This window comes from Flavobacterium sp. NG2 (assembly GCF_034119845.1).
In the GTDB taxonomy this organism is placed as follows: domain Bacteria; phylum Bacteroidota; class Bacteroidia; order Flavobacteriales; family Flavobacteriaceae; genus Flavobacterium.
Genome location: NZ_CP139420.1, coordinates 3,059,773 through 3,075,583, shown reverse-complemented (window position 1 = coordinate 3,075,583; position 15,811 = coordinate 3,059,773). Strand labels below are relative to the sequence as shown.

The window sequence follows — 15,811 nt, the reverse complement described above, 5'->3', positions numbered from 1 at the left end:
AATGCTTTGGAGTTATATTGATTATGAGCATAATTAAAGCTGTCTAGAATAGCATTCGTTTATTTACAGATAGTTCTTTTTTCTACATATTCTATTATAATACTATTTTAGTAGTCTGACCAATATTTTTGGTTAATACTATGCTTTTGCTTTAAAAAATCAACTTAGTGTATCCCTTTTAATTCAGTATTATGGACCAGTAACAACCTTAATAATGGGGCAAATCTCATCTTATTTAACTATCGATTTGTCGCCATGTTAGGTGTATTTTTATATGAAGGGAGTTGAATTATTACCATAATTCACTATTTAGTCGATTTCATCCTATCGAAAAAATTGGAGGGGAATGTTACCTTGTAATTATATGCACCGCATATGATTGGCGGAATAATGATTGTTTTTGGGTTATCACTAGATGGGCACTATAGCGCAATACTATTTTAGCAGGAGCGGTATTGTAGCTCTAAGAAATGATATGGGCAACACAAAATTACTTATAGCGCTCGATCCTATTTAGCCTATTTATTTTCTTTTTATTTTATGGTAGCGGTTTTAATAACTTGCGATTATATTTCAAAATGCAGAATAACATAATTTTTTTAACCAAAAAAATGCCTACATTGTGTGAGGATTTTTTGTTAATGTAAGGTCGTTGTGTGTATTTAGCAGATGGAAGGGCATCTTGTGGGGGGTCTTTCATGGCAAAGCACGAGCGGCCCGCTGGAAATAGTTAAAACAAGAGGGAAATCTCGTTACACTAGATTTTGATCAATTAGAATGAAAAATCTTTGTTTGGTATCTCTTTTGATAATGTAATTTCGGGATTATCTCAGATAGTACGTCAATCTTCGAAATTATCTTGTATTAGTTGGTAAAACAAAACAAGTGGTAACATATCATAAAAGTATGATTTTATATAGAATTTCTTTTTTGACCGTGAGACTTAGAAACGTATATACTGGATAAGGCTGAATTGTAAATAGGTTGAAAAATTAAGTCACTTGTTTCAATTTAACTATCCTGAAGATTACAACACAATAATGTCACCTTTTGTGTAAGCTTTATTTTTAAAATATTTAGTCATCATCCATACACACAAATAGTAAGATTAGGTGGTTTGTAAACGGATACTTATTGAGTTATTTTGACTGGAGATTAGGAATCCCCAAAAACGATTCCTTGGTTTTTTAAAGATAGGAGTAAGTTACCATGGATTCTACAGTGAAATTACGAATTTCAAACCAAAAAAAATATTTGGAGAGTTTTCGAAGCAGATAAAAGGTCTTGATAGGTTTTAAGTCAAAGTAAAATTAATACAATTTACATCTAAATCTAATCACACTCGTACGAACTGAAGAACAATTAATATGACTACGAATTTCGATTAAAAACATATTTAAACCACTAAAACCTCTAATAAATAGAATCCATCCAGTTTTTAGACAATACAAGATAAAATCGTATTTCTTATCTGGCCCCATTCGAGTTCAAGATTTCCTAAAGAATCACATACGGACGTGGTTAATTTCATAAATGAAAAATACTCTAGATTTGTTCACATGATGAGACTTTATTATTGAAACTATTATTTCTGATATACATAGCACCAAGATTATTTCAATCCTGTCAAGTCTAATTTATCTAATTGATTTTCCATCAATTCTAGATATTTTAAATTTTGACAATTGTTAAAATGAGAAATGATAAATCATTATAAAATTATATTTTAGATTATTTGCTCCCTTAAAATTTGATTAGAGTATAATTTTCTGACTCGCAGAGTAAGAAAGAGTACTTACCACCGACAACTTTAACGCAGTAAGTTTCTTCTGTCACAAACCATTTGAGTTCCTTAAACTACTAACCTCTAATTTGTTCGATGGTTACAGCACAATTCAAAGTTTCCCGGGTACTTTCCCGTACTTTAGTGTAAGCAAATTTTGATACACCACAACTACTGAAGGTTTCTGGCACTAACATTAAATGAAGAGTAAGTCTTTATTAGTACAATTTAATGATTTAAATTCGTCAAACAGTTACATCTAGTGAAGAAAGTAAGGTTAGTATAACAATTCAAAATGAATATTTGTAAAAACTCGTAATTCCTACTAAACGTTAATTGCGGTAAAACTTACGTACTTCTATTAGTGTAGTGCTTCATTTTGGATTGTCCGTCACTTTAGCATCAACTTAAAATAATTTCAGCTAAATATTGCGGTTGTCTTATAGAACTCGCGCTAATAACTTCGCCTTTAAAGTAGTCAGGAATATTCATATTGTGACACATTCTTAACCCTACATACTGCCAATATCACCGTAGTTTTTTTTTTGTCGATTATGGCAAATATACAACAAAAATCAAATATTTTATACTTTAAATAATTATAAACACAAAAAGTCAATCCTGAGAGGCTTTTATGATAAAAAAGTGAGAATTTAATTTTTCCGAATTATCATTTTACGCTTTCAAAGAGTAATACATCCATGTTGTCAACCTAAATTCGAGCTGGTGCGTTCGTGATGCAGATGAAGTATTTTCGTTGCAGCATTCACTTTTTCTCTCTTCTTCACGTGAAGCTGCAGTGTGAGATGTACTTTCTTTTGCATTCTTTGTTGAATTCATTACTATGAAATCTGCAGATTCCACCTTTTTTCAATTTTTACCGTCTTCTTTTTCAAGGTGACGAGAAGGAATGAAAGCAACGATATCATTCCCATAATCAGACGACACTTGTCAACTCTCAGAGATTTGTTGAGGATGATCCAACGCGACAGCTCTTGTAACTGATCCGGGTTAGCCAGTGTTGTTAGTGACTAACGATATTTCGGTCCTTCACATCTACTTTAATACCTACAACGTCAGTATTTCCACACGTTTACAACCTAGCTGGGTGTTTGCATTTTCTTAGGTCCAGATAATTCAGAGATGTAGATTATTCAATTTCTTCTTTAATTACGAAAACAATACACCGTTGTGAAGTTTTCTAACGATACTGTATGTTTAGACCTACAGGGTATTTAGAGTAATATAGTCCAGGCTTTGAGATAATTGTTTGATCTCATGTATCTTACGATCTTTCTTATCTAATGTTAAGATTGATTTCGATTATCCCTACTTTGAAATCTTGAGCAGACGTAAATGAGTAGCCATGACTTTCAGAAAACGTGGATTAAACTTCAAACACGTCAGCAACACGATGAAATGCTCCGTATCAGCGATAACGATACTTTACCAGAAACCTTTATACCAATGTTTAAGTTTGCATCAAGTGCCTCCCCTGGTAGTGAGCGTTTTTATTTGTCTTTCAATCCTATTGGATTTTGTTGTTTCATCATCGAATCAAGGATTACAACGTTTTAAATTTTTGATCAATTCAAGAACCTCAGATGGGTGGTTGATTCTAGACAAGAAAGGTCAGTAATGTGATTAATCATCAACATAGTAATAAACACACCGTAAGAAGTACTGGTTTTAAAACACTTCTAATACTTGTCTTTTTGTAATTTGACCAAGGATTTCTTCTTTTGTACTTCAATATCCGCTTCATAAGCGCTTTGAGCGATCCAACAACGTTTTTAAATTCGTGGTTGATTACAACTTGAAGTCATAGTTGTGTTTACTGTAAGTCATATCTCTAATTGGATTAACATCAATATGAGAAGGTAACGCACGTTCGATCGAAACGTAAGATCTCCTATAGTTTACATTTAACAACCAATTACCGATTTCTCAGTTTCATGCAGCGATATCTATCAGCAATTGCTAGTAGCGCTTTTCTGTGAGACAATATAATTGATGTTTTTATCCTCACGGATGTCAATTAAACCTCTTTACGTATCAAACTTTTTAAGTTTGGGTTGTACGGAATTCGTTTAAAGAGCATAACCACTTCAGATTAGCTTGATATCCCACAGATAAGTTTCTAGTAATTTAAAACAACCCATCTACTATTCTTCCTTGATTGTCGTCGATACACCGTTTTGTACTAATTTTCGAATTCTTGCAAGTGTTGTTCTACTAATAATATTTTCGCAAATTGTGAGTTTAAAATTGCTAAAATTCTTTGGGTATTGGATTTGTTCAGACATGCTGATTAAAACATTTGTTTATTTGGTTGTTTGCGTATATGAGTGATGAGAAACACCAGAAGCTTGTTTGTCATACTTAACCTGAAAACTCGAGGAAACTCTTATTCCCCAAACGGACTGCAACAATTACTACATTTTTAGTTAACAACCAAGCAAATACTACTGATAATTCCACAAAACCACAAAACATAACCATATATCACCGGTTTTCCTGGCTTTCTTATTAGAGCAAAAAGCCCCCCGTTTACACCAACACACTCCCATCAGCTCTCGCCTAAATCATCCGTCCGACGTCTCCGGGACTACCGCAGGATACCGGCTCATCCGGCTAGGCTGTTGTAGGTGATGTTATTCTATAGTTAGTTTATCTGGGAATCTTACAAAAAAAATTACTCAAGAGAGATTTTTATGACATAAAAGGCTATATTTGATGCACACTAAAAAAGAAACAATCCTCATAAATCTACTATCTTTGGGTCTATTCTGCGAAGATATAGTTTGTCAATCTACGTAGGTTGGCCAACGCAACACACCATAGAATACAGACAACTACTTGTACATAACACAAATGACCTTATCCAACACCAAGAACTTTAATTGAAACTTTGTTTTTCAATCGCAACAGAACTAGTACTTTTAGTGATACCAATATTTGCTGCAAAGCAGAATAATTCATGAAGATGGAGAACCTTTTGCAAACTATGTTTAGACTCTTTGTATTACGTATCATTGGAAGTGCACTTGTTTAAATAGCTTTCAAAGCACAAATCAAAGCTAACTCACAATACGTAAGATAATTTATTCAGCAAAATTACGATCAGAATTTTTATAGACTTGTTCGGACAATATTCAAACTCGAATTATCAAATTCAGAAATTCAAGTCCTCAATAGTGAAAAAATAGAAAAAGGCTATACTAATCTACCAAATACATTGTTTCAGAATGTTAGTTAACGGAGAAAAGACAAGTAAACCGTTATTGGCTACCCACATTATAACTTTTCATCGCCAGAAATTTCAAGGGCTGCAATTTGGATCAACTTATATCAACGCATGTTACCCACAAGCATACCCTGATATTCACACATATTTACAAATGCTCTCTGTTGCCGCTGAAGAAAAAACAAAAAAGAAAGATCGAAAATTAAATTATGACCGAGATTTCGATCATGAATTTTATGAATATTCTCATCTAAGGATCTTGATATTTATATCAGAGAATTTAAGAATATTTTTACGAACAAACGGATGATATTCTTTTACATATTATAACTTATCTCACAAACTTTATTAAAAACAACTTATGTTTTTTTGAAAGTTATTAACGATCTCTATCTATGATATTAAAGCTATAGACAGTCTTGCAGACAAAATTTTATTTAGAACTTTTATTGCTAGTTAATACTTACGAATAATTACTTATTTGGTTAGCGTAGATCTAACGATTTTAGAGATGAATACGTCCAAAGCAATAAACATTCAATTATTAAGTACAATAATCCAATAAAAGGCGCATTAAATTGGCTTCAAATGGTTACGGGAAGACATAATCATACAAGATTGAACTAAAACCGCTCACGAAGAAACTCGATCACGAGAGTACACGCTCGCGAATACTTTTGGATGGCTTGTCGATTAGATCGATACCGTGGAATCTCATGTCTGACGAGTACAATATCTTCTAAGTGCTGGCAAATTTCTTGACTTTGGCCATTTAAAGTTTATTAAACGAACTCGTCTAAAAGTATAGACTTTCTACAAAATTTTTTACCCCAATCGGTGTTGTGTCAAATCTCAAACGCTCCCGATATATATATGTGGGATTTATTTGGATTTTACAAAGCTATAAAACAATCAAACGGTAGTCAAATGCAATTTATTTCGTACCAACGAATAACAAAGCAATCAAGCTAAGAGGATACGATTGTGAGAACTTTTTTATTGTACTTAGTTTACGTTAATTTGGATTTTTAACATATACAAACCCTATTTAAACAGCGTAAAGTTTTTACAGTCAAATCAAATGATAAGATTTATTTCACCGCACAATCCAAACATTTCATTATCTAACTGAGTTAGCAGTGTTTTGCCGATCTTTTAACCCTAACAGATTAAGACAAGGAATATGCTAGTGAAGGAGAAGTCTGTAGTTTGAAGGTTTTTGTAAAAGACGGTGTTTTGGAATTTTACTTGACCTAAACCGGCCAGAAAACAGCTTATTTGCGCTAAGATAGGTGGTTATGGATATTTATAGTTTTTGAATCAATAAGCTTGATTTAAATTTTAGTTTGGAAGACAGTGAAGATCTTTGATCACTGAAAGATAAATTGGTTTCTCGGACTCTGCTGTTGTAAGGAAACATGTTTTATCGATTGTTCAAAAAGCTTTGGTAGTAGGACAAGCCAGAATGCTAGAACTAGCATCACAGCACAAAGAACGTATCTTATTTCAAGGAAACTACCAACATCGCACTCAAAAATCAAAACGACACCAATCGCAAGTTCAAAGGCCATCTCTGATTTAAGAACTACCAAGGCAACAACCATTGTTATATAAATCTAGAGTAGACCTTGTACAATCTTTTTCTAAGGTTTTACAATTTTTTATAAAAATTTTAAACCAAAATAGAAAAAAACGTATATTTTTATAAACAGATGAATAAGGAAAATGGAGAAAAAAAAGGTTTATAGGACTCGAAGAATATTCTCTCCCTATTATATTTAATGACAACCGAAAATTAAGGTAACATAATTTTTTTAAGGGAGGGCTTAAGCCACCAGTAAAGTACCAGATTTTAAAACGCCACATCCGTTCAATGTATGATAAGAACATACACTGCCACCTAGGTCACCTCGTCTTGAGCTGTAACTCAAAGAATATGCTGGAAATTTTCCCAGGTGGTCAGGAATTTGGGATTTTACTGACAAACCATTGATTGTCTTCTTGAAAGCTAATTCAACGCTAACATGTCGAGTGTCTGTTTGAAGCTATCGTTTTGAACGCGACGACAGTCCTGGCACCATTAGAAAACACAAGCACACAACAGAAAAGGCATTTCCCAAACGAAGAATGCATTGGTATAGACGCTTGTTTATTATGGTTGCGCAAGAATGACCAACAAAGGGATATATTTCCAAGGGAAGCTGGGTCTTATGTCTAGAGACGGTCCATCTTAAATACAGGACAATCGGTTCATCTAGCTGTTGACAATTATCATCATAAACTACATAAGCGATGATTCATTACACCTTAAACTTTTGAATGTTGTATTTACCCTTGCTTACTATATCCAACAGTCAGACTACACCTTCACGCTTAAATGCAGTCTTTCCCGCTATACACCAAGCACAGAAACCGAGACGCTAAAATTATGACAATATAGCAGTTGGTCAGGCTGCTGTGTCACTTAAAGGTTACTCCGAATGGAGGCTATATTTATGGTGTATTGCTGGCTTCAAAAACGCAAAACGGTGTACATTGTCCAGCGGAGCTTAGGTCCTCACCCAGAGGGATTATTTATAACATCGAATCTTAATAATGGATTCTGTTTTTCAGGATGGCGATGCCAATAACCAATAAGAATGCACTTATTGGTGATTGGAAAAAGTGGTGGTCTAATGAACAGTCACGAATTGAACAATTGGAGCTTACTGTATTGATAAGCTCCACTTAAATAAAATAATGAATGACAGACTTACCAACCAATTCAACGGTATAATCTTGTAATAACATTCGTCGCTCAACGATTGACAACTTCTCAGGCGGAAATCCCCCCCAACCCCCCAGTCCGAACCTACTATCCCCCGAAATAAAATTACTTTATGAGGAATTGACAGCTACGTCTGTGTGTAATCTTCTCTTTTTCCTCTGTTTGTAGTTGATGAGCGAGATCCACCGTTAGAGTGTGTCCTCCTGAAAAAGGAAACTATTATTTAAACAGATTGTGCGGATCCAGATGTTGTTTGTAGTGTTCTTGCATTGATTGGGTATGGCTTGTCCTCTTTGAGCGGAATGCACTGGTTGATAGCAATAAAAAAATAGGTTCTTTTTTTTACATTTGTTCTATTATTGTTAAACAGATTCGCCATATTAACGCACAGGTCTTGTAGCATTCGAGCATTTGTACATAGTACCACTTAATCACTCGCCCTCATAATGTTTTAAATTTAATTCCCTCTGGCCAGAGATAAAACATATTAGCTAGTACTATGATCTCCTCATCCACTGGTAGGGTAAGTTAAACCTCCGGTGACGCTGATCCAACAGTAGGCGGAATATGATAAATTGATGGAACACAATCACCCACCCTCTGCACTAGGGCACGCTAATAAACCGATGCCGCACACAAGCCCACTAACAGTACTAGGTCGAACATATTTATCTAAGAGTAAATGACAGAAAAACAGTAAAACTGCAACATGTTATTGACAATAGAGATGACTGACAGGGAGATAATGTATTGAAAAACACACAATCCAACATTTAATTGATTAGTGACTAATTTATATTAATAATTGCTTACTAATTATTGAGCAAAGCTCGGGAGGAGGGAACTTTGTCTGTAATTTTAAACTAGGAGTCATCACTACTCACGCTAAGTTCTTTGGACAAAATATGTTGTATTATCAATTTTACCACACCAAAACAGGACAATCGTGGTCTAAAACAAAGGCATTTTTTGCATTTGAACTGTTTTACTTTTACTAATATAAAGGGTGTGCCCTCAGTTTACGTTTTTAAACAATGGGGTGCCACCCGCTTAAGGTTTTAGGGTATGATCCCCAAACATACGAGCATGAATTAAGATTTCGGCTAAATCCAACGTGGGTCGTGCCCTGGGTACAAAATGCTACCTCGTTCGGATAATCGTACCGAGACGGTATAAGCCCTATGCTAGAGATCTATTAATCCAAGAATGGAAGGTTGAGTGAATTGCATAGGAAATTCTTAAGTGGGTCCAAGAGGTAGGCTTTTTAGGAGAATTAGATTTATTTCATTCGTTGTCATATAATCGATAATAGGGGCGGCACTTTCAATTCCACACCTGTATTTTTCCAGTGTTTCTAATTCTGAGAGAGCTTGTTAAACAAATAATCGTTTTTCATTTAGATTCCACCTTTATCGTACCAAATTTGTCACCAATATGCGCATATTTGACACGTTATCAATAACAAGGAATTTTATTATATTTGCTATTTGCTTTTACTTAGGATATGAGTCATTCAAGGTCCTTGATATTAGTTTGTCGTTGATTTTTGAGGCGATGTTGGGGTAGTTTTCTATAAAATAACGATCTCGATCTTTTGCAGTATGGATGTTTCGATCAATTTCTTTGAAGCACCCAAGTTTATGGAGAAAGATTACAGTTTTTCCCCAGGCAGGATTGTATAACGCATATATCGTTCTCATTTATCACAGGATTCACTTCTTCAACGCTAGATAAATATATCGAGTTGCTTGATCATAAAACTATCAAAATCATTATCCCATCTTTTCGCGGCAAATCGAGGTGTTTTCATTTCTATTTGTCGATGTGAAAACAAAAACAAGTCTAATACACCCCTTCAAACTTCCCGACTTTCTTGCTGAGAATTTTTTTCATCGTTTTAGGGTAAACATCGGCAAACACTTTAACAGTGTAGAAAAAGAAAATGTTTTGGTGATGTTTTTTTTAATAAATCGTTTATCATTGGGTTATATTGGAACTGTAAAACTTAGGTATTTGGTACTCTGTTTTTAAGGCTATTAAAAATCGAATTATTACCGCGTACAATACACGATGGTTTCCAATCTAATTCTCTAGCGGCGTTTGATAGGTTTGTATATTGTTGGTACGAAATGAAAAGTGCTTTAGACTAACGTGTCTGATAGTGTTTTCTAGTATGGTGACTCAAATATCAGCAATAAGATTATACTCGGTATGTTTGGATTTTGCACAGATTTGGGGTTAAAAAATGTTTTGTCGAAAAGTCAGTATACTTTTAGGCGCATTTGTTATTCACATGTAAAAATTGGCAGCGAGAATTTGCGCAGCATTCGATAGTATTTTGTCTTTCGGGAGCAGTCCATCACGTCTCGATTATCATCAAAGCATGACCGTATGGGCGGGAGCGAGGGTATTCTTCGTGGAGTCTAGGATTCTTCGTGGAGCGGTTTTTAGTTAATCTTTGTTATTTTAAATTTTGGTGTTCGTATCTTTGAAGGCGCAATATTAAATCTTTTATTTCGTTATTGTATTATAATTGAATTTTTTAATATTTGAGTGATATCAAAAATCGTTTAGATGTAGCTGGAACACATAAGTCAACAGTTCGTAAGTAGTTAGTATCATAAATATTCTAATACAAATTTTTAGTTTCAATACTGTCTAAATGCTTTATCTATACATATAGATCGATAAAATCTATCAAAAAAAACATAAATATTTGTTTAAAAATGGCTTTTGTGATTAATTATAATATTTTAAATAATATTCACGATAGTTCGTCAAAATTCTATATAACTATTTGAGAATAAATTCCGATTTATATTGGAGCATATTATAAAATTATGATCGAAATCTGTTCTAAATTAATTTTGACAATTTCATCAGAACACGAAGATTTTTCCATCTAGTAAAATGGGTCGCCTATTTTTTATTTTATATCTTTGATCAAGATTTCAATCAGAAGAATTCTGGATGTAAAAATTAAATTTGTCTGCAAAAAGAATATAGATTTATCAGCTTTATCACAGTACTGAAAAATGTATTGTGATATCGTAAAGCTTTTTTTATTTTTTCCTATTAGTACGATGATTTTGACTTTGAAATTCGAGTTTTAAATTGTTCAAGTCTATAACAAATTTGAAGTAATTTTGTAATCAAATTGATCTTGAATTTGTGAGTTAGCTTTGATTATAGTTTGCAAAAGCAATAACCAGTCACTTCCTGCATTAATAAATGAGTAAACTAGCCAAATGCAAGTCATTTATAATTATTGTTTTGAGAACTATGGTATCATAAAAGTATCGTAAGTTGCGATTCCCACCCGTTTCCCTTCAGTTATGATTTATGATTACTTTATTTGTTAACGGTTTTTTAACATTTTTCATTTTTTTGTCTTCTTTTTTGTTTCGTTTGGCACATTATCTGTTACGACCACAAATCTTGCAGATATACCCATAGTTGAATAAGCCGGCTTGATTTATTTGTTGATCAAATATCTCCTTATCTTTCATAAAAATAACAAGAGTAATTTTTTTCGCGTAAGAGTCATTAATAAATAATTAGAAAACACCAACTCAATATAGAGAAGGCGCGGAATTGTAGTGAGCTTGGGCGGAGCGCTCACGGCGCATGAGGGCTGGAGTGAGAAGAGAACCGGGATTATGCTCCAAAAAAGGAAAAGATACTTTATGGTGTTTGTATTTGTTTGTGGTAATTATGTAGTATTTTCTTATGTCGTTACACTAAAAATGTATTCATATTGCAGTCTTTTGGTGATAAGGTTTCCATAGGTATATTATTATAAAACCATTCTGTTGTTTTCTCTCATAGAACTACGGCAGCGAATAAACATTTTAATAGCATGTTGAAAATCAAGACAGAAGCGTATATAGCACATATTAACTGGACAATTCGAAGAAGGAATTGAAGTAGATAGATGAACAACACTTGCACGAATTCTGACGACTTAGTATCAAAAACGTTTAACGCTACCAGATCACGAAGAAGTAGTCGATGGTGTAGGTGTGTACGAATTCTGATAGCGACGTTCATAGTTGATGCAAAGCATGAAGTCAGCGGTGTTTCGACTCTTTAAACACGAATTCCGTTACACCCAACTTCCAAAGTTGGTGTTTGGGGAGGTGAGTGGGATCTGTCGCGGTACTTGATTGACCTCCGTAGCGGATTACCACAGGTCAAATAGACTTGTACTCACAGAACAGGCGTACATCAAATCAATGGGATCGCGTTTATCGCTGCTACTGACACGGGAGCCATCGTTAATGGTTATGTTACATGTATAGAACTAAGGTGGTTATGCTCGTTGACGTTTTCGGACTCGAAGCGTTCTTACCTGGGTCTGCAAATTGATGATTACACCAATTCGAGATTATGACAGTTTACGTAAACCAACACTAAGGAATTCAAAGTTGTGAACATCACACCACGAATTTTAAAAACGTGTTGATCTCACAAAGCTCGCTTATTTGAAGGCGGATACTTGAAGTATCAATAAAGAAAGAACTCATGGGTCAATTATAGTACAAAAAGGACAAGTAATAGAAGGTGTTTTGTTAAGATAACATTACTTTTACCGTGTGTTTATTGACTTAGGTGGTGTTCGAAGCGATTAAATTCCACTTATACTGACCTTTCTAGGTCTAGATCAACTCACCACATCTGAGGTCTTGCATTACGATCCAAAATTTACACGTATGTCATCTGCTTTCGAAGCTGAGGACATAACAAGAATCACTTAGGAATTGAAAACAATTAACGCACGTCACCACATGGGATGACACTTGATGTCAAACTTAACTCTTGTGTGATAACGTTTACTGGTAAAGTTGGAGTTATCGCTGAATAACGGAGCTTTCATACGAAGTCGTGAAGGTGTTGACGGTTTAATCCCACGTTTTTGAAATGTTCATGGTCTACTCATTTACGTTCTGCTCAAGATTTCGTAAACGGAGGTGATGTAATCGAAGCTCGGGAGATCTTAAATCGATGAGCATGGACGATCGTAAGATGTCATTAGGTCTCCAAACAATTCTTCAAGAACCATGGGACTGATATTACGTGCTTCAATACCCAGTCGGTCGTTTCTAAACCTCCAGGTATTCGTTAGAAAAACACAAACTTTTGGGTATTTTTCGTATGGAAATAGCAGAAGGAAATGAAGGACTTCATCGACTATCTTGGACATATGCTTGGGCCTAAGCACATCAAACACCCACCTGAGTTTGTAAACGTTGGTGCAACAACTTGCCGTTGTAGTATATAGCAATTAGCTGTAGCCGGACGTATAATTTTCGTTAGGTCACAAACAAACTCACTGCTAACCTGGGATCAGTACGAAGATTCATTCGCTGTTGGAAACTATCCACAACGGAGAGCTCTCTGAGATTGTTGACACAAGGAGCTACTTGTAGAACTATGGAGAGTGCTATCGTTGCTTTCATTCTACTCGTCACCATGACACAACGATGACGGTAAGAAATTGAAAACAAAGGTGAATCTGCAGATTTCAAAGTACATTGAATTCAACAAGAGATTCAAAAGAGTAAGTAGCATACTCACCCAGCTTATCTTCCGTGAAGTAAGAAGAGAAAAATGTGAAAGCAGCAACTGAAAATATTCATCAGCATCGTACTAACGCACCAGCGGCGACTTTGAGGTGTCAACACTCATGATGTATTCGCAGCTCTAGAAAGGCTAAATGGGAAAACTCTGAGAAAAACATAATTCACACTTTTTATAGAAATAGAAAGCCTCACAGGGATTGTGAGGCTTTTTTTTGTTTAAAATTATTTAAAGTAGGAAACTATGTAGTGGTAGTTTTTGTGGTATATTTGCTCCAAAATCTTACAAATGAAGGAAAAACTACTTTTTAGTAACATAGCATTAGATTTATTTTGAATAATGTTGTTGCACTAAGATAGTGAATATTCCTAGATGCTAATTTTAAGCGAAGTTATTAGCGGCGAGTTCTAGTACTACAACACGCAAAAAATTTTAGACTGGAAATTATTTTAAAGTTGCTGCTAACTCAGTGACGGAACAAATCCAAGAATAGAGAAGCACTCTAACTACAAGAATTGGGACAGTTAAGTTTTACCGCAATAATAACTCTTTAGTCAGGGATTAGCGGTTTTACAAATATTTTTTTTTTTGTCAGGGTTTGAATTGTTATACTAACTACTTTCTTCACTAGCTTGTAACTGGTTTGACGAATTTAAAATCATTAAATTGTACTAATAAGAAGCTTACGTCATTTAATGTTTGTAGCCTAGAGAAACCTTCAGTATTTGAGGTGTGATATCACATTTGCTTACTACATTTTACATGTAAACAGGGTTAAATAACACTTGAAACTGTTTAATTGTGGCTTATAAACCAACTAACAGAATTAGATGTTAGTACTAGTTTAATGTAAACTCAAAAGAGTTGGTTGGTGAGCAGAATAACACTTACTGCCGTTTAGCAATTTGTCGGAGTTTAAGTACTCTAACTTACTCTGCGTAGTCCGGAAAAATTTATTGAACATCTATCAAATTTAATGGAGGGCAAAGCAATCTAGAGAATTATAGATGTTTTTAGGTAAAAATGATTTATCAATTCTCACAATTTAACAGGATTGTCAAAATTCAAATATCTGAGATGTGTATGGTAATCGAATTAGATCCAATTACGACCATGACAGGAATTTGAATAATACCTTTTGGTGCTGAATATATCAGGAAATCACATATATCAAGTGTCTAGAAGTCTCTCATGTTTTGACAACTCTAGAGTTATATTTCATGGAATGGAAATAAACTCAGTCGTCTTTGGATCGTGAGTTCTTTAGTAAATCTTGGAACTCTTAATTTGCCATGATATCACATTGACTCATTGAACTATTCGGAGATGTGGTTCTAAATGGAACTGGATTGTAGTTCCTAGATTTAATAGATGGTTTTAGGTTGTATAAAAATGTTTATAAATCTCAAATGTAGTCAGTCATAATAATTTAACAACCATTAATCCCCCCCCCCACCCCCCCCCCCGACGGAGTTTCTTAGAGAATATTAGATTGTAGTTTTCATAACTATTGGTGACCTATGGACTTAAGAACTATCTCAAGACCTCCCATTTTATCATGCTTCGGGAAAATCTCCAAATTGATTTTTTTGGTTTGTACTCTCGGTTAATTTCATGTAGATCATACTTTTAACTAAACACCTATCTTCACCAACCACAGTGAATTGTTATTGGTATTCCTAATCCTCCAGGTCAAACTAACACTCCATAAGGTAATCCTTTTACAAACACGCTCAACCTAATTCTTACCTATGTTGTGTGGGCTTGGATCTATGACCGTAAATAATTTGTAAACACTAAACGATACACAACAAGGTTTACATTGTATTGTGTTGTCGAGTCATCATGTGATTAGAGTCATGTAGGAAACCAATTGACTTAGAATTTTTGCAACCTCTTTTACAATATCATCCTATCCAGTAGATAGCTTTTCATGTCTCTACGGTCCACACTGAACTTCTCACTCAAATCACTAGCTGTTTATGATGTGTTAGGCTCCACATTGTTTGGTTTTACACAACTACAAAAGGAAATTTCGAATAATTGCACGTCTCTACTGTCATAGAACCGGGAACATAAGCGCGATTGCATCAAATAGATACTCAAACAAAAGGGAATTACAAGGTTCAAAGCTTTATCAAAACACTAGTGGCTATAACTTATATATTACGCACTTTTTTTTTAGGGCGGCGAGACTATTTCAGCTGTCCGCTCTATCTTTGTGGCGAGAACTGCCGCGACCACTAAGGATGGCCGCTTCAATCTGGGCTAGGAATACACACAATCAGATCTTACATCTACCACCACATGCCTCACAGCAATGTGCGGATTTTTTTGGTTAAAAAAATTATTGGTTAATGCTGCATTTTGAAATAGTAATCGGCAGAGTAATTACCGCTACCAACAATAAAATAGAAAATACCAATTGCTAAAG

Annotated in this window: 5 protein-coding genes; 1 reads left to right on the top strand and 4 read right to left on the bottom strand. The window is 34.5% G+C overall.

From position 1 onward, the window contains the following. Positions 1–3,139: 3,139 nt before the first annotated feature. A complete protein-coding gene (locus tag SLW70_RS12430) occupies positions 3,140–3,361 on the top strand; it encodes a hypothetical protein (RefSeq protein WP_320888754.1) in 222 nt (73 codons plus the stop codon). Between the two features lie 4,659 nt (positions 3,362–8,020). Here the strand turns inward: SLW70_RS12430 and SLW70_RS12425 are convergent. From SLW70_RS12425 to SLW70_RS12410, 4 genes are all read right to left on the bottom strand, one after another. Continuing rightward, complete coding sequence (locus SLW70_RS12425) at positions 8,021–8,200, bottom strand: hypothetical protein (RefSeq protein WP_320888753.1); 180 nt, start codon at positions 8,198–8,200, stop codon at positions 8,021–8,023. Between the two features lie 1,090 nt (positions 8,201–9,290). After that, positions 9,291–9,497, bottom strand: a complete 207-nt coding sequence (locus SLW70_RS12420; protein ID WP_320888751.1) for a hypothetical protein — start codon at positions 9,495–9,497, stop codon at positions 9,291–9,293. A 1,424-nt stretch (positions 9,498–10,921) separates the two neighbouring features. Further along, on the bottom strand, positions 10,922–11,056 hold the full coding sequence (locus SLW70_RS12415) for a hypothetical protein (protein ID WP_320888749.1): 135 nt from the start codon (positions 11,054–11,056) through the stop codon (positions 10,922–10,924). A gap of 1,737 nt (positions 11,057–12,793) precedes the next feature. Continuing rightward, positions 12,794–13,000: a hypothetical protein gene (locus SLW70_RS12410; RefSeq protein WP_320888748.1), complete on the bottom strand. Its 207-nt coding sequence runs from the start codon at positions 12,998–13,000 to the stop codon at positions 12,794–12,796. Between the last annotated feature and the right edge of the window lie 2,811 nt (positions 13,001–15,811).